Source organism: Streptomyces deserti, assembly GCF_054782695.1.
In genome coordinates this window covers 459850-476558 of the sequence record NZ_BAAGRZ010000001.1, presented here as the reverse complement: position 1 = coordinate 476558, position 16709 = coordinate 459850, and the positions used below count along the sequence as shown (strand labels likewise).

The following is a 16709-nucleotide window of genomic DNA, read 5'->3' as shown; positions in this document are numbered from 1 at the left end:
CTCCTGGGCGGTGCGGCGGGCGATGGAGACGCCGAGTACGGCGCACCGCGTGGGCGGTGCGCCGGTGGGGGGTGCTCAGGCGCGGTGACGTGGGAGCGGTTGGGTCACGCCGGGTGGCGGGGGCCCTGGCCGGGGGGCGGGTCGAGGATGGTCTGGTAGGCGGTGCCGGTGCGCTTGGCTTCGGCCATGCGGTCGTAGATGTCGAGGATCAGGTTTTTGGTGCGGTAGGTGCCGTGGGCGGCTTCGTCCTCGTTCTTGACCACGTGGAACGTTTCCATGACGTACGCCACATCGTCGAGGTCGAGGCCGTAGAGATGGAAGAACGCGGCGTCCAGCTCGGCGCGGAGCAGTTCACGGCGCGGTTCATCCCAGCGGAACGGGGCTCCGCCATCGCCGAGGTCGGCAGCGAAGGGAGCCATGTTCTTGCTCGTGTACACGAGTTCCAGCGCGCGGGCGGCGATCCAGTCTCCGATGCGACCGGCGTAGCACGGCTCCTCGTCCTCATAAGTAGATGGCGGCAGGAGCGCGAGCTGCTCGAACTGAAAGAAGTTGAGGTTGCTGCCTGCCAGCTTCTGACGGAGGACGTAATCGAGGACGAACGACGCCGTATTCGCGTAGAGCGCGGCGAGATTGCCCCCCGCCGTTGGCAGCAACAGGTTGGCGGAGTCGCCGAGTCCATGCGCGGGGAAGGCGAACGACAGGACCGTGCGGCGGTCGGTCGAGCGGCAGATCTTCCGGAAGCCGCTCAACCACCCACGGTCCCACTCCCGCTCCGCCAGCCGTGAAGCCACCCCATGCTCCTTGACCGGCTTGCCCTTCCTGTCCTTCTTCTCGGCGTGCACGTCGAGCTCCGGCACCCAGTATCGAGGCATCGGCACAAACTCCGGGTCGTCATGCTGCTCAGGCGACACCCGAGGCAGCGTCCCCATGTTGGCCTGCGCCTCCGTCTGGCCCTCGTACGTGCCGAGGCGGTGGTCGAAGTGGTGCAGCATCTTCGCCTCGTACAGCGGCAGGTACCGCTCCCCGTCCCGCTCGAAGACGTTGCCGTTCAGGGTCCAGCCCTCGGCCGACAACTCCTCCTGTGTGCGGAATAGGTGGGAGTCGTTGGACATGTGGAACATCGTCATGAACGACAGGCCCCACGGGTTCCCGTCCGGGTCGCCCTCCCTGATCAGGACCGGCACCCGGCGGTAGATCCCCAGCGTGATCTCGGCGTCCCTGCGCGAGCGGAACACCGGTAGCGTGCCGGTGTTGGGGTTCACCAGCAGGATCTCCTCGGGCGGCATCGCGAAGCGACGGTTCGGCAGGTCCTCCATATAGCGCGTGCCGAATGCGAAGGACACCTCCCGCACCCGCTCCTCCCGGCCCGCCACCGTCAGGAGGCAGAAGCGGACCGAGTGGTGCACGGCCCGGCTGAGCAGAAACGCCTCGTTCTCGAAGTCCAGGAAGGACGCGAGCCGCGCGCTGCGCACCAGGTCGGAGAAGAACGGCGCCGTCGTCGCGTCCGTCGCGATGCCCGTCGGCAGCACCAGGCCGAAGCGCCCGTGCGGGGCGATGCCCAGGGACGCGGTCTCGGCGAACACGGCGTACGTGTTCACGTCACCACGGCCGGCCAGCGGGAAGCGGCCGGAGTCGCGCAACAGGTGACTGATGCCCTCCGCCTGGCGCTTGGCCGCGACGAAGTCCGTGTACAGCTTGCGCTCCGCAGCCTCCTCGCTCGTCACCAGCGCCTTGATCAGCCGTTCCCGGGCCGCCTTGTTCTTCGCGCCCGCGATCTGCTCACTCCGCGTCGCGAAGAACTCCTGCTCCTGGAGCTTGACGCGCTCCCACGGCGGATTCCCCAGCACACAACTGAATCCCCCGCCCCACCCGGTCCGCTCATCCACCCCCGCGGCCGAGAAGTCCGCGTCCTCCGGCACCGAGAACACCTCGGGGAACTCCAGGTGCCAGTGGAAGAACCGGTACTCGTCCCGCAGCCGGTAGACCTCGTCCCGGGTTCCCCCCGGCAGGTTCTCCCAGCCGCCCTCCCGCAACGCGAGCAGGCTCTCCAGGGTCAGAGCCGGAGGACGGGCCTCCTTGGTCTTCTCCCAGACGAACGCCGCACACCACGCGTCGGCCAGGTCCCGCTCACGGACGTACTCCGACTCCGGGTCCGCCGTGAGCGCCAGGTAGGCGTCCCGCTGCCGGTGCACGTGCTCCAGGTCGTCGTTGCGCGCGTTGGTGATGTCCGCCGCCGCCCGCGCCAGCTTCACGTTCGAGCCCGCCAGCGCCGTGACCGACGTGAACAGCTCGCCCTGGTGGACGCCGGACGACCGGGCCTGCCACGCCACCCGCTCCGCCGCGTTGCGCTTGCGCAGCGCCGTCACCCAGGCCTTCTCGTCGCCCTCGATCGGCTTGAACGCGTCGTCGGGCAGGCCCTCCGCCAGCAGCTTCGGCGTCGTACCGACCAGGCCGTTGCCGTGCCTGAGGTGCGAGTCCAGGAAGCTGAGCGGCTTGCCGGGCTCCAGGGACTCGATCCACAGGGAGACCTTGGCCAGCTCCACGGCCATGGAATTCAGGTCCACGCCGTAGATGCAGCGGCTGATGACGTGCCGCAGGGCCGTGCGCGTGGCCTCGGCGCTCGGCTCGGGCGAGTCCGTCCGCACCGCCGCCAGGCGCTTGGCGATACGTCGTGCCGCCGCGACCAGGAAGTGGCCGGAGCCGCACGCCGGGTCGCAGACCGTCAGGCGCAGCAAGGCCTCCTCCTGCTCCTCCCGCGTCGCCCCCGACTTGACCGCGTCGTCTATCACCGGGTCAAGGGTGGAGTCGAGCAGGCAGTCGATCAGTGAGGACGGCGTGTAGTACGAGCCGGTCGTCTTGCGTTCGTTGCCGGCGAGCGTGCGCAGCTCGAAGCTGTTCGCCGCGGGGTTGAAGCGGGGTACTAGCTCCAGGAGGGACTCGTAGATCGAGCCGAGTTCCTCCGCGCCGAGGTGGCGGTAGTCCACGCGACGGGGGCGATTGAGCTTCGGGTCGACGACGACGGACAGAGCCTTCACTGCCGTGAAGAGGGCCTCGTTGGACAGCTCCAAGCCGTCCAGGACCTCGTCCTTCTCCGTGCGCTCGAACAGGCCGCCCAGGCCCGGCAGGCCGAGTTCCGGCAGGCCGCCCTCCTTGCCGAGGCTGTCCAGGACCAGGCGCAGGGCGTGCCACTGGTCGCCGTGTGGGCTGCCCGTGCGGCGGGTGGCCGTGCGGCGCAGGCGGGCCGTGGAGAAGTACGTGTCGTAGCGCTCGCGGGCCGTCGCCGGAGCGTCCGGCGGGATGAGCAGGTCGCGGTCCTCCGCCACGAACAGGAACAGCAGCCGGTACACCAGGTTCAGCAGCGCCGGGTGCATCTCCCGGACCGTGACCTCGGACTCGTGGAGCTTCTCGCGGAGCCCGCCGTTGTCGGGGTGGGAGATGAACCCGGTGCCCAGGGTCACCAGGGCCTTCTCCACGCCCTTGCGCAGCTGGTCAAGGGCGCGGGTGCCGCTCGCGATGGCCTCCGTGCGCCACTTCTCCAGCCAGCAGCCGGCTGGGCCGCTGTCGCCGTGGACTTCCACGCGGGAGCGGTGGGTCAGGCGCCACAGGAGCAGGAAGTCGGCGAAGCGGTCGCCCTCGAAGATGGCCTCGACGTCGAACTCGACGTACGCCGAGCCGACCATGGAGGTGGAGTCGCGCAGCAGGCGCAGCAGTCGGCCGTTGGCGAGCATGCCCCACAGGGCCTGGTCGCCGCTGCGGTTGAGGTACTCCTGGAGCAGCGACTGCGGGGCCGGGCCCGGCAGCGTCGCGTTCCTCCGGTCCAGGTCGACGTTCCAGCCGGTCAGGTGCACCGGCGCGCCCTGCCACACGTGGCTGACCGCGAACCGCTTCTCGCCATCCGCCGACGGCAGGCCCTCCCCGGGCGCATCCGGCAGGCGGCCGTAGCCCAGCTGCTCGAACAGCGGCAGCAGCCAGCGCTCGACGGTCACGCCCACGGCCGGGATGCCGTCGTTCGTGTCGGCGCCGTCCTTGGCGAGCGCGTCCTGGAAAGCGGTCCACACGCCCTTGAGGTACGACCAGGAACGCTCGGCGGCGTCCCGGACGGTGTCGTTGACCGCGAACAGGCCGTAGTCGGAGGGCTGAGCGCCCGGCACGTCCTTGCCGTCGCGGACGCGCATCAGCATGTCCGGCGGCAGCAGGCCGCCCACGGTGAGGACCGAGTCGGTGACGATGGTCTTCGCGAGGCTCATCAGCGGGCTTCCCCGTTCGTGGTGGTACCGGTGAGGACGGGGACCGGCAGGTAGTGGTACACACCGAGCACGTCCGGGCGGCCCTGGACGGCGACGCGCAGGCCGCGGCGGGCCGGGCCGGAGGCGCCGCGCACATCCCGGAAGGCGCCGCGCACCCGGCGGTGCGACTCCAGCAGGCGGGTCGCCAGCTCCTCGCCGCGCTGCTCCAGGGTGGGCATGAGGGAGTCCAGAGAGGAGAGGATCTTCTCGATGTGGTCCTGGGCGAACTGGCGCTCCGTGTTCTGCGCCGCACGGGCATCCAGCAGCGCGAACGCCTCCTCCTCGGGCAGCCACTCGGGGTTCGCCGCGCCGCCGCGGAACGCCAGCAGGCGGGCGTCTTCGGCCAGTTGCTGATGGTTTTTGCCGTCGCGGCCGGGCAGCGTGAGCTGGAAGCGGTAGCGGACCAGGAGGAGCGTGGTGCGCTTGGTCACCGCCGTCGTACGCACCACTCCGCAGCGGCGGGCCGGGCGCTGCCACTGCGGCATCCGGTCGTCGAGCGCCGCGTCGAGGACGAAGCGGGCGACGGCCGCCACGACCGGGTCGGTGCGGGTGAGCGCCACCTCACCGCGCGGGGCGGTCGGCGCGTCATGGAACGCCACCGGCCGGGGATGACGCGGGCCGAGCAGCGTGCCGAAGGCGTCGCGCAGGGCGGCGGGCAGGGCGTCGGTGTGCAGGGTGAAGCCGTCCGGTTCGCCGCGCAGGGGGCCGGCGACGCCGCGCAGCGCTGTCAGGGCGTGACGGGTGAAGCGGCGTACCTCCTCGCCCGTGCCGAGCGACGCCCGTACCTCGGCGACCTCCCTGGCCACCTCGTCCTTCTTCACCGCGTGCTGCGCGTACCGGGAGCGCGAGGCCTTCTCCCGCTCGGCGGCGCTCTGCCAGGCCTCGTGCAGGTCCGCCGCCTGCTTCCCGGCGACCGACTCCGCCGCGAACAGGCCCTCCTGCTCGAACTCGGCCCGCTCACCGCGCAGGATGAGCCCCTCCAGGACCGCCTGCATCACGTTCTCGGAGGAGTCCGGCACGGGTACGGAGATGCCGGTCGCCTTGCGGATACGGGCGTGCTTGCGCAGCAGCACGTCCAGGACGATGCCGTCGATGGCGTTGTCGGAGCCGTACAGCGTGACCGCCTTGACGACGTCCCGGCGCTGCCCGAAGCGGTCGACGCGGCCCTCCCGCTGCTCGTGCCGGGTCGGGTTCCAGGCGAGGTCGTAGTGGATGACGGCGTCGAAGCTCTCCTGGAGGTTCACGCCCTCGGAGAGGCAGTCGGTGGCCACCAGCACCCGGCGCTCCGGAGGTGCCTCGCCGTCCTCGTCCTCCTGGGTCAGCGCGGCGATACGGGCGACCCGCTGGTCGGGGGAGAGCTCGCCGGTGACCGCCTCCACGGCGTACGCCTTCTTCTGGCTGCCCTTCTTGCCTTTGCTGCCCTTGTTGAGGGCGGCGTCGAGGTAACCCTTGACGTACTCGGCGGTGGAGATGAAACGGCAGAAGACGATGGGGTTGTAGCCCTCGTCCAGCAGCTCCTTCGCCGTGGCGATCAGCTGCTTCAGCTTGCGGTCCTTCGCCGGGCCGGCGAGCGCCTCGGCGGCCTCGGCCATGGCCAGCAGGCGGGCGCGGTCCTCCTCGTCCAGGGACTGGGCGTCCGGGTCGGTGTCGCCGGGGACCAGCAGGGTGCCGGGGACGGCGTCGGCGGACTCGGCCGACTCGTCGTCGGCGGGGTCGGTGACGGTGCGGCTGCCGATGGCGTCGGCCTCGGTCGCCGAGTCGGCGTCCTGCACCCCGGCCCGGGTGCGCAGCGTCTTGCCGACGGCGGCGGGGGAGGAGCCGAGCGCGCGCAGCAGGGCGAGTGCCGACCACCAGCGGATGCGCTGCTGGAGGGCGCCGTCCGCGCTGCGCACCGTCTCCCGGGCGTAGCCGAGCACCTCGTCGAGGAGGTTCCGGTACTCCGGGTGGAGGGTGTAGGGCACCTCGCGGGAGAGCCGGTCGCTCGGGAAGTTGGCGTCGTCGCGGAAGTCGTCGCGGATGTCGGCGCGACGCCGCTGGACGAAGTGCTGGGCGAGCAGCGTCCGTCCCGCCTCGTGGTCGAGGCTGATCGACTCCAGCTTCTTGTCCAGCAGGCCGAGCAGGTTGCGGAAGGGCTCCTCCTTGCCGTTGTGCGGGGTCGCCGTCACCAGCACCAGGTGGCGTGCGGGGTCGTCGGCAAGGGAGCGCAGCAGGGCGTAGCGCAGCTGACGCTGCCGGCGGCCGCCGCCCGGGGAAGAGTCCGCGACACAGGTGTGCGCCTCGTCGACGATCACCAGGTCCGGGCAGTTGTTGATGAACTCGTCCCTGTGCCGGGGTGACTTGATGAAGTCGGTGGAGACTACGTAGTTGCGGTCCGGGCGGAACACTGACTTCCCGTATAGGCGGCTGCGTTCCAGACGCCCGATCGTCGAGGCCAGCACCAGCTCGGCGTCGATGCCGAACTTGCTGCGCAGCTCCGCCCGCCACTGTTCCGCGAGAGCCGGGCTGCACAGCACGGCCAGTCCGCGGGCGTCCCCCTGGGCCAGCAGCTCTTTGGCGATCAGCCCGGCCTCCACCGTCTTGCCGATACCGACGTCATCGGCGATCAGCAGCCGCACGGTCTCCTGCCGCAGCGCCATCAGCAGCGGCACCAGCTGGTACGGGCGGGGCTCCACGGAGATGCCAGCCAGGCAGCGGAACGGGCCCGCGCTGGACCGGAACCCGATCCGCAGGGCGCTGCGCAGCAGCCCCGCCGCCGCCTGGTCGCCGAGATCGGCGGGGCTCGGCGGGTCGAAGCTGGCGTGCTCCACCGTCTCCAGGGCCGGCAGCACCCCGGCGATGTCGTCGTCGGTGCCGCCCAGCGGGCGCAGGACGAGCAGCTCGGGCTTCGACTCGGGCAGTACGACCCATTCCCGGCCGCGGGCCCGCACCAGCGAGCCGACCGTGAACCGCTGTTTGCCGTCCCGGGCGGGCGCGGCGGTGGTGGACGACGTCATCGGTGGACCTTTCGGAAGAACGTGCGTGGTGCAGACAGAGGCAGGTCAGGAGGCGTCGGAGCCGAACACCGAACGGTAGCGGCCGACGACCTCGGACCAGTCGTCGTCGTGACGGAAGCGGATGACGTCCCAGCCGTCGTCGTACAGCCGCTCCTGCGCGTCCTCGTCCCGCTGGGCCTGTACGTCGTCGTCGTGGTGCGGCCCGTCGATGAACACGGCCACCGGGCCGGTCTTCGTCTCGTACACGAAGTCCGGGCGGGACAGCGCGCTGGAGACGAAGACCTGCTGCTTGTCGGGCAGCTTCAGGCCCTTCCTGGACAGGAAGGCGATGAACCGGCGCTCCAGCGAGCTGTCGGCGCCGTCGGTGAGGGCCCGGGCATGCTCGTCGCGGGAGACGCCCGGACCGGCGTCGGCGACCTTCGCACCGGCGAAGCGCAGCAACAGGTTCAACACCAGCTTGCGGTCGATGACTTGGTGCCAGCGCTGGTTGCCGAAGGACAGCAGGCAGTCGTAGCAGCCCATCTCACAGCGCGGGCCGCCCTCCCGGCCGCCGGTGTCGGTGCCGTCGGGCCGGAAGTGGGCGATCTCCAGAGCCCGGGCCGCCGCCCGGCGCAGGGCCTCCGGCTCGGCCTGCAGGCGGCGCAGCACGCCCGCCCCGCCCTCGGCGCTCTCGATGAGCAGGATGCGGTCCCGCGGACCGTCGAGCGGGGGCAGCTGCTCGGTGTCCAGCTCGCTGTCCTCCAGCTGGAACTCCGCCTCGATGCCCCGCTCCAGGGCGTACTGCAGCGTCACCGCCACCTCGGGGGCCACCTTCTCGGCGAGCTGGAGGACCAGGATGTTGCGGGTGTCCTGGACATACGGGATCACCGGCACCTTGCGGTCCGCCTTCTCCGCGCTCTCCAGCCCGTCCTGCTCCTCGGTGGTCTCCTTGCCGGGCTTGTCCTGGTCCTTCTTGGCGTCCAGCCACTTGCCCTCGACCGGGTCCAGCCAGAAGCCGGAGCGCTGCTTGCTGCGCCGGTAGCCGAGGTTGGTGAGGCGGACGGTGGCGCTGTCGCCGTAGGTCAGCTCGGCGAGCTGTGCGCCGTCCGCATCGACCGCCGTCGCGTTCAGCGATCCGTCCCGCGTGCCGTGCTTGTTGAACTTGTACGACACCTCAACCCAGTAGCCGGTGCGCTGCCGTTCCTCCTCGTCCGAGGAGATCCGGTCCCGGCGCTTGGTGAAGACCGTGCGGAGCTGGAGCAGGTTGTAGCGGGCCTCGGTCAGCTCCTTGTGGCAGGAGTCGCAGGTGCTCTCCAGCGTCTCGCCGGTGTGCAGGTAGCCGCAGTGTTCGCAGACCTTGGCCTCCTCGGTCTGCAGATCGCCGGAGGCGCTGGTGGGCAGCTGGATGCGGTCGACCTGGAAGCGGCTGCCCTCGTGGTAGATGAAGGCGCCGGGGCCGAACTCGCGGATCGCGATGAAACGCGAGCGCTGCAGGTAGTCGCCGTCCCGGCCGCCGCGCACGGCCCGGCCGGTGCCCGGGATGAACGCGGCGAGCGGCAGGCGGGGGAAGGAGTACCCGGGCAGGAATCCCTCGGAGGCCAGATACCGGTACGGCGTGAAGTCCGACAGCAGGGTGCTGCCCGAGGTGTCCTCGTTCTTCAGCAGCTTCAGCTGCGTCTCCGCCTGGTGCCGGCGGCGCTCCGCCTGCGCCGAGGCTTCCTTGCCCAGGGTGTTGTCGAGGATGCGCCGGTGCTGGATTTCCCGCTCCCGCAGCGCCTTGCGGAACAGCTCCCGCCAGCGGCCGAGCGCGTTGTCGAAACCGCCCGGTGCCTTCTCCACCGTGCGCTCCAGCCACTGCTCGTCCCACCACGAGGTGGCGCTCAGCCGGTCCATCGACTCCTTCAGGACCGCGGTGGCCCGCTTCAGCGCCCGCCGCTGTGCCGCGGGGTCCCGGATCTGCTCGACGACGTGCGGGAAGAGCCGCAGCGACGGTTCCTCGCCGTCGGCGTCCAGGATGTGCGGGATGCGCCGGCCCAGCTCCAGGCCCGTCTCCGCCAGCCAGATGGCGTGCACGTGCGAACGCACCAGGTCCTCATTGGCGAGGTCCAGGCGGGGCGGGGCCACCTCTCCGGCCACCATCAGGTGGGACAGGCGGAAGTAGTACTGGTCGTGGCTGTTGCCGGTGGCGCAGTACGTCGTCACCAGCGCCGGCTGGCCCTGCCGGCCGGCCCGGCCGCTGCGCTGGGCATAGTTGGCCGGCGTCGGCGGGACGTTGCGCATCGCGACCGCGTTCAGACTCGCGATGTCCACGCCCAGCTCCATCGTGGGGGAGCAGTAGAGCAGGGGCAGCGGGGTGCCTTTGCGGAAGTCCTCCTCGCGCTTCTCCCGGACCGGCGCGGGTACCTGCGCGGTGTGCTCGCGTGCGAGGAGTCCGGCGAGCGTGCCGGCGACGTTCTTGTAGAGGTTCTTGAAGAACGGGTTGACGCGCGGGCCCCGGCCCTTGCCGTACGTCCGGCGCAGCCGGTCCACCGCGCCGAACTCGTCGTCGCGGGCCGTCCACACCACCGCCGTGTGGTTGATGCGGTACCCGGGCGACTCACCGCGCCCTGCGGGCACCTCGGTGAGCAGGCCGCCGTCCTCCAGCACCTCGACCAGATCGACGATCACCTGCTGTGCCTCGTCCAGGGTCAGGGCCCGGCCGAGCGCCGGGAACTGGCCGGGCCGGCGCAGGAACTTGCCGAAGGCGCCCCGGGCGGTGATGTTCATCTCGCTGCGGGACCGGTTCGGGCGGCCCGGGCGCACGTACGCCGTGCCCGGCGGAGGCGGGGTGCGCTCGGTCTCGGCGAGCCCCCACGGGTCTGTCAGCAGGTACGACAGCCTGCGCAGCTCGTCGAAGTCGGACTGCTCGAAGTACGGGAAGTCCAGGGCGCGCACGCGGCGCAACTCGTCCAGGAGGATGCGGGACAACTCCGCGCGCTTGGCCGGGTCCGCGGTGCGCAGCGGCCCGGAAGCCCCCGCCCAGCGGTCCTCTTCCGCGGTGATCTCCTCCAGGTCCGCGTACTCGAGCCGCAGCAGGCCGGTCTGCTCCAGGTTGGGCATGGTGACCCGCCAGCCGCGCTCCAGGTCCAGGTACAGGCGGTACTCGACCACCTTGGCCAGGGCCCCGCGGGTGCGCCGGGCCTGCCGGGAGCCCTCCTTGGGGTTCGCGGAGTAGTCCTGCGGCTTCAGACCCAGCTTGTCGACCACCGCGGGAGCCAGGTCCTCGTGCAGCAGGCCGTCCTCGCCGGCCTCGGTCATGGCCTGATAGAGAGCCCCGCGCAATTGGGTCACCAGGACGAAGTCGTTGAAGTGGCCGGCCTGGAGGCTGGCGTCCTGGCGGTTGTCTACGAAGGTGAGCAGCTTGCGGGCGTCGTCGTCCAGCTCGCTCGGCGGCAGCTGATTGAGGTGTCGCACGATGCTGGAGCTGATGACGGAGGTGGCCGTGGAACGGCCCTCCTGGTCCATCGTCATCAGCTTGCTGAAGTCCTTGCCGCGCGCGGACTCGTAGCTGACCCCGCAGTTGAGGCAGAACATGAACGGCATGGGGATGTACGCCGCGTACAGGCCCTGCTCCCTGTCGACGACCGAGCCGTCGGGCCTGACCCACACCGGCTGCGGCACGCGCTTGCGGCGGCTGTCGACGAGCACCTGGACACCCCGGTCCTCGTCCGTCTTCAGCCAGCTGTCGGGGAAGCGCTGCTCGTCGATCGCCTTGCCGGTCTCGTCCGGCCAGGGGTTCTCGCCACTGACGTACAGGTAGCCGTTGTCCTCGTCGTCCTCGGTGCGCGGCCGGAAGCGGTACGAGCCGTCCGTGCGCTCCTCGCGGGCCACGGTCAGGTACTCCTGGCCGCACTCGCGGCAGAAGGACAGCGGCAGCAGGATCTTGTCCTTGTCGCCGGGCACCCGCACCTGGTAGGTGCGGCTGATGTACCGGGTCCGCTCGTCCTCCAGGGAGACGTACACGGAGTCGCCCTTGGACAGGAACTGGTGGAGCCGGAAGGCGAACAGCGGCCGGCCGGTCTCCGGGTCCCGCGCCTGGGAGCCGGCGTGCAGCGTGTCACGGATGGCGGCCACGCACGCCTGCTCGGACTCGCCGGTGCGCGCGGCGAGCTTACGGGCCGCCTTCTGAACGGTCGTCGGCTCGGCCCGTACCAGAGTGCCCTTGTCCGGCCCGTCGGTGAGCGTGCGCAGACCGAACACGGTCTCGATCCAGGAGGCGAGCGGATCGGCGGCGAGGACGCGATAGTCGGCGGACGGTGCGTTCGTCCGTATGCGCTCGGCCAGTTCCGCGTCGGCCGGTTCCTGGTCGCGGGTGGCACGCACCAGGGTCTCGCCCACGACGCGGTCCGGGGTAACCGGGGTGGCGAAGAGGGTCGTCGCCACGTCGGCCACGGCGCGCCGCCGGTCCTCCAGCGTTCCCTGGGTCGACATGGTCGCCGAGGTGCCCACCACCTGCAGGTCCGGCGCGGCACAGGCGTCGCGTACCCGGCGGACGAGCAGGGCGACGTCCGCGCCCTGGCGCCCGCGGTAGGTGTGCAACTCGTCGAGGACCAGAAACCGCAGGCCCTGGGCGGCGCGCATGAGGGCCTTGCGCTCCCGGGGCCGGGTGAGCATCAGCTCCAGCATCACGTAGTTGGTGAGCAGGATGTCCGGCAGGCTCTCGAGGATCTTCTCGCGCTCGTCCTCCCTCTCCTGGCCCGTGTACCGCGCGAAGGTGACGGGCTCCCGGCCCTCGCCGTAGCCGTGCTGCAGGAACTTCTCCAGCTCGTACTTCTGGCTGTTGGCCAGGGCGTTCATCGGGTAGACGATGATCGCCTGGACACCGGAGGTCGCTCCCTGTTCCTTGGCACGCAGCACGCTGTCCACGATCGGCACGATGTAGCCGAGGCTCTTGCCGGAGCCGGTGCCCGTGGTCAGCACGTAGCTCCCGCCGGCGCGGGCCACCTCGATCGCGTCGCGCTGGTGACGGTGGAAGGCGATGGGACGCCCCTGCTCCGGCGGACCGTTCTTCTCCTTGCCCACACGGAAGATCCGCTCGCACTCCGGGTGCAGCACGCCACCGGCCACCAGCTGACCGACGGTGCCGCCGGGGGCGAAGCTGGGGTTCAGGGAGAGCCACGGGTCGGGCCACTGGTTGCCCTGTACGAGCGCTTCGCGGACGGTCTCCTCGATCCGCTCGTTCTTCACGACGACGGAGCCCGTGGTGAAGTCCTGATAGTCGGCGATCAGCTGCTCGTGCACCTTGAAGACGTCCACAAAACCTCACTCGTTCCCACGCCGACCTGCACCGTTCACCGTAGTGGTTGAGGTGCTTGTGACGGGCCGGTATCCCTCAGATCCCATGAGACCATCGTCTGTGAACTCAGTCAACATGTATAGGCCTTTGAGGGGTGTGTACAGGATGGACCAGTGCGATTCCTGGTCGCGCACGACAGTGGCACACTCAGTCACCTATGGACATCGGAACGCTCATCGCCAAGCGCTACCGCATCAAGAGCCCCATCGGCCGCGGCGGCATGGGACAGGTGTGGATGGCGGACGACGAACACCTGGGCCGACCGGTCGCCGTCAAGACGATGACGCCGACCAGTGGGCTGACACCGGATCAGATCGCTCATGACGCCGGGCGGTTCGAGCGCGAGGCGAAGGCGGTCGCGCGGCTCGACCACACCGGGCTCGCGGCGGTGTACGACCTGGGTGTCGAAACGGGCACGCACTACCTGGTCATGCAGTACGTCCAGGGTCTGGACCTGGGCGATTACATCGCGGAGCGGGAGAAGCTCACCCTGGAGGAGGCCGCCGCCGTCGGTGTGCAGATCTGCTCCGTGCTGGCCGCCGCCCACACCCGGAGCGTCGTCCACAGGGACCTCAAGCCGGGCAACGTGCGCATCCGCACCGACGGTGTCGTCAAGGTGCTCGACTTCGGTGTCGCGGCCATCCTCGACGGGGAGACCAAGAAGCTCACCACGACCGGCGAACGGCTCGGCAGCTTCCAGTACATGGCGCCGGAACAGGTGCTGGGCGAGCCCGTGGACCGGCGCACGGACCTCTACGCCCTTGGCTGCCTGATCCACGAAATGCTGACCGGCCGACCGGTTTTCGAGCACGAGTCGCCGCTGATGGTGCCGAGCCTGCACACCGAAGCCACTCCCGAACCTCTGCGGGAACTGCGGCCCGACGTCCCGGAGGACGTCGAGAGCCTGGTCCTGGAACTCCTCGCCAAGAAACCGGGCGACCGCCCCGCACACGCGGGTGAGGTGTATCGGCGTCTCGCCGCTCACCTCCCCGCGCCCGGAAACCCGGAGCGGGCTCTGGTGCCCTGGGCCGAGGCGGATCCGTGCCGACCGTTCCGATTCCCCATGGCACCGGACGCGCGGCCCGTCCGCCAGTGGGCCAGGGAGGCGGACGGGGCGCGGTAGCGGACCTCAACGAAGCTCGGTCTCCTGCAAGTTCTCCACAGACGCGGACTGCGCCGGGATCGTCAAAGCAAGCTGCTCCCAGTCCGTCTCCTCCGGCTCGGGCGCCGTCTCGATGCCCGGGGCCGCCCCCGTGTCCGGGTCGGCGTCGGAGGCGGAGTCGATGGCGTCGCCGCCGTCCCCGCTGTCCTCGTTCTGGGTCGGCAGTACGTACTCCTGGGCGAGTCCCGCGAGGTGGAGGGGCAACGGCAGACTCAGCGCGTCCGGCAGGTCGGGAGCTTGCCGGAGCTGGTGCACGGCGAGCGCGAGCGCTTGCGGAACGTCGCCGTCGCCGGGGTGGCACCCCAGAACGGCGATCTCCACCAGCCCCGGATTCCAGGCCGCCTTGTCGGTGTCGATGGTCACCTTGCCCTTGGTGTTGACGCGGGGCGCCAGCTTGTCGGCGGCGACCGACAGCTTGAAGGTGCGGGCCTTGGGCGTCGTGGACCAGAAGACGCGGGCCTTGTCGGGGTCCGCGGCCGGGTCCGCCCACAGGTGGGCGGCCAGGCCGTTGGGGCCGTCCGAGTTCACGCCCCACCACTGGGCGGTCTCCCGGTTGCGTGCCGTACGCACCCGCACCAGCCGCAGGTCCGGGTCCAGGCGGCGCGAGGGGGCATGGCCGTCGCGGAACTTGTCCGCCACCACGGTGCCGTCCTGGAGCCACGTCCAGTGCGAGCGCATGTTCTGCCCGTGGGCCAGCAGCATGGTCGGCGTGCCGCGCAGCGTGCGGCGCACCCGCTGGAGCCACTCCTCGGTCGCCCGCCGCTGCTCGGCCATGTCCGCCCACCAGGACGGCCGGGCCACCGGGGCTTCGGCGTCGTGCGGTGCGGGGACGGCGTCCTTCGGCACCTCGCACTGCCTGGTCAGCTTCAGCAGCATCACCGGGTACGGCACCCAGGCGCGCGCCTCGTCGTCCCAGCCCTCCACCCGGGCCAGCCCCTCACCGGACGGATCCGGGGTGACCAGCACGGCAACGGGCACATGCCCCGCCCACCGGGTGCGGCTGCGCCGGTTCATGCGCACCATCCATACCGCCGCGTACCGCAACCCCGTGGGCAGACGCTCGCCGAGGCTGTGCTCGGGGTGGACCCGCACACCCAGCTGCCGCAGTCCGTCGTCCCACGCCTTCGCCGCGCGGAACTCCTTGTTCTTCTCGCTGTTGTAGCCCTTGGCCTTCTTCGGCACGGCCATGAACTGGGTGAGCACGCCGGCGTCCGCGCAGCCCAGCCGCAGCGCGAACTTCGCGTCGTGGTCGGGGGACGAGAAGTCCTTGGCCCGGTCGATCTCCACCAGGGCGAGGGTGGGCGCGGGCGAGGAGACTCCCTCCTCGGTGAGGAAGGCAGTCATCTCCCGGCGGCGGTCGCGGATCGCGGTGGTGATCGCGGCCCGCGAGTGCCGGGTACCCTCCGGCAGGGCGAGGTCCTGGCCGAGAGAGCGGGAGAGCCTGCGGCAGCGCAGCCGCACGGTGAGTTCGGGGGACTGCCACTCCAGGACCACCGTGCCGTCGTAGGCCTCCTCAGTCGCCGGCGCGCCGCCGTCGCCCTTCAGATCCAGGTGCGCGACGAGAGCGTTGATCGCGGTGTCCCGCATCACCGGGGTCTGCCAGAGCAAGTGCGCGTGAAGGGTGGGAAGTTCGCCCGGGGAAAGGTCCTGGGGCAGATGGCGCAGCGCGAAAGCCGTGCCGCGCCGCCGGGCCTCCGCGCGCCTGCGCTCCTCCTCGGTCTTCGCCGGTTCCTTGGAGGGCTCCTGACGAGGGTTGCCGGGCGTGCTGCCCGACAGCCGGGTGCGGACCAGCGCGGGCACCGGCTCCAACTGCTCCGGAAGGGCCTGCAGGGCCCACTCCACGATCTTCGAGCGCTGGTCTGTCATCAGGCCTGCTCCGACCTCGTGCGTCCCCATGGCCGTGCTGTAGAGGACCGCCGCACGCATGTCGTCCGCCAGCCAGCCGGCCGGGTCGGTGAGGATGGCGTCGGCGTCCGGGAACGACTCCGTGAGGGACATGCTCCGCAGCATCCCGGCAGGCCCGCCGCCGACCCAGTCGTACCCGCCCAGGCTCCAGGCGAGTCGCGCCACCGCGAACCGGTCGCTCGCCGGCGCCCCGGGCAGCCAGGGCACCCGCGGGCGCAGCAGCACCGTGGTGCGGCGGCCGAACGGCAGGTACAGCCGCCCCGTCCTGGCGCTCACCCGGGTCGCGTACCGGCGGATGTGGCTGTGCACATGGAAGCGGGGCAGCGGGTCGAAGGGGACCGTCTGCAGCGTGATGTTCAGGACGACGGAGTACCACTCGGAACCCCGGTTTCCCTCGAACTCCAGCGCCTGTGAGACGAGTTCGGCGCCCCGGTCCATCGGCCCGCGCGGCATCGCCCGGAAACGCAGTCGCCCGCCTGCGAAGTCATAGGGCTCCAGGGCGAGGATCCGCCGGGCCAGCCAGTCGGTGGACAGCTGGAACTGGCGCGGCTCCGGAGCGGCCGTGTCACCGTCGGTGGGCCGCTCGTGGCGCAGCAGCTCCACGGGTACGCCCTCCTGCCACCGGGGAGGGTTCTCCAGCAGCGCCGAGCGGGTCTCGGACAACAGCGAACGGAACTCGGGCTCCGGCCGCAGATCCTTCAGCCAGGCACCGAGGAGCCCCCTGAGCGCCGCGTCGGGCAGCGGATCGGGCACGTCCTCGGGGGCGTACAGCCAGAAGTCCCGGCCCTCCCCGCGGTGGCGGTTGGGGCGGGGCCGCACCAGGACGTCGGGGGCGAGCGCCTGCACGACCTGGTCCATACGGAACGTGGGCACCGTCTCCAGCGGCTTGTCACGGCCCGCGTTGCACAGGGCCAGCAGCGCCCCGGTCCACTCCTCGGGAAAGGGCAGCGCGCGGTAGCGCTCGACCACCGAGGCGTCGCGGGAGACGGGACGCGCGGCGGCGGTGCGGATGGAATCGTAACGGCGAGCCATGGTCAGGTCCTCTCTGG

Annotated in this window: 5 protein-coding genes; 1 reads left to right on the top strand and 4 read right to left on the bottom strand. The window is 70.8% G+C overall.

Annotated elements, in window-relative coordinates; genetic code table 11:
- Positions 1-104 precede the first annotated feature (104 nt).
- Genes ACYVMZ_RS02115 through ACYVMZ_RS02105 form a run of 3 tightly spaced genes read right to left on the bottom strand, consistent with a single transcriptional unit; the run spans position 105 to position 12553 of the window.
- Positions 105-4247 (bottom strand): Eco57I restriction-modification methylase domain-containing protein, encoded by a 4143-nt coding sequence (locus ACYVMZ_RS02115; RefSeq protein ID WP_461074791.1) that lies wholly within the window; start codon positions 4245-4247, stop codon positions 105-107.
- Positions 4247-7279 carry a helicase-related protein gene (locus ACYVMZ_RS02110; RefSeq protein WP_461074789.1) on the bottom strand — a complete coding sequence of 1011 codons (3033 nt, stop codon included), beginning with the start codon at positions 7277-7279 and terminating at the stop codon, positions 4247-4249. The genes ACYVMZ_RS02115 and ACYVMZ_RS02110 overlap by 1 nt, the downstream gene beginning before the upstream one ends.
- A gap of 45 nt (positions 7280-7324) precedes the next feature.
- Positions 7325-12553: a DEAD/DEAH box helicase gene (locus tag ACYVMZ_RS02105; RefSeq protein ID WP_461074787.1), complete on the bottom strand. Its 5229-nt coding sequence runs from the start codon at positions 12551-12553 to the stop codon at positions 7325-7327.
- A gap of 197 nt (positions 12554-12750) precedes the next feature.
- Here ACYVMZ_RS02105 and ACYVMZ_RS02100 point away from each other — a divergent pair, with 197 nt between their 5' ends.
- Positions 12751-13716 (top strand): serine/threonine-protein kinase, encoded by a 966-nt coding sequence (locus tag ACYVMZ_RS02100; protein WP_461074785.1) that lies wholly within the window; start codon positions 12751-12753, stop codon positions 13714-13716.
- Between the two features lie 6 nt (positions 13717-13722).
- Here the strand turns inward: ACYVMZ_RS02100 and ACYVMZ_RS02095 are convergent, their stop codons facing one another.
- The gene (locus ACYVMZ_RS02095; protein ID WP_461074783.1) at positions 13723-16692 is read right to left on the bottom strand and encodes a pPIWI_RE module domain-containing protein; all 2970 of its coding nucleotides are present in this window, start codon (positions 16690-16692) and stop codon (positions 13723-13725) included.
- Between the last annotated feature and the right edge of the window lie 17 nt (positions 16693-16709).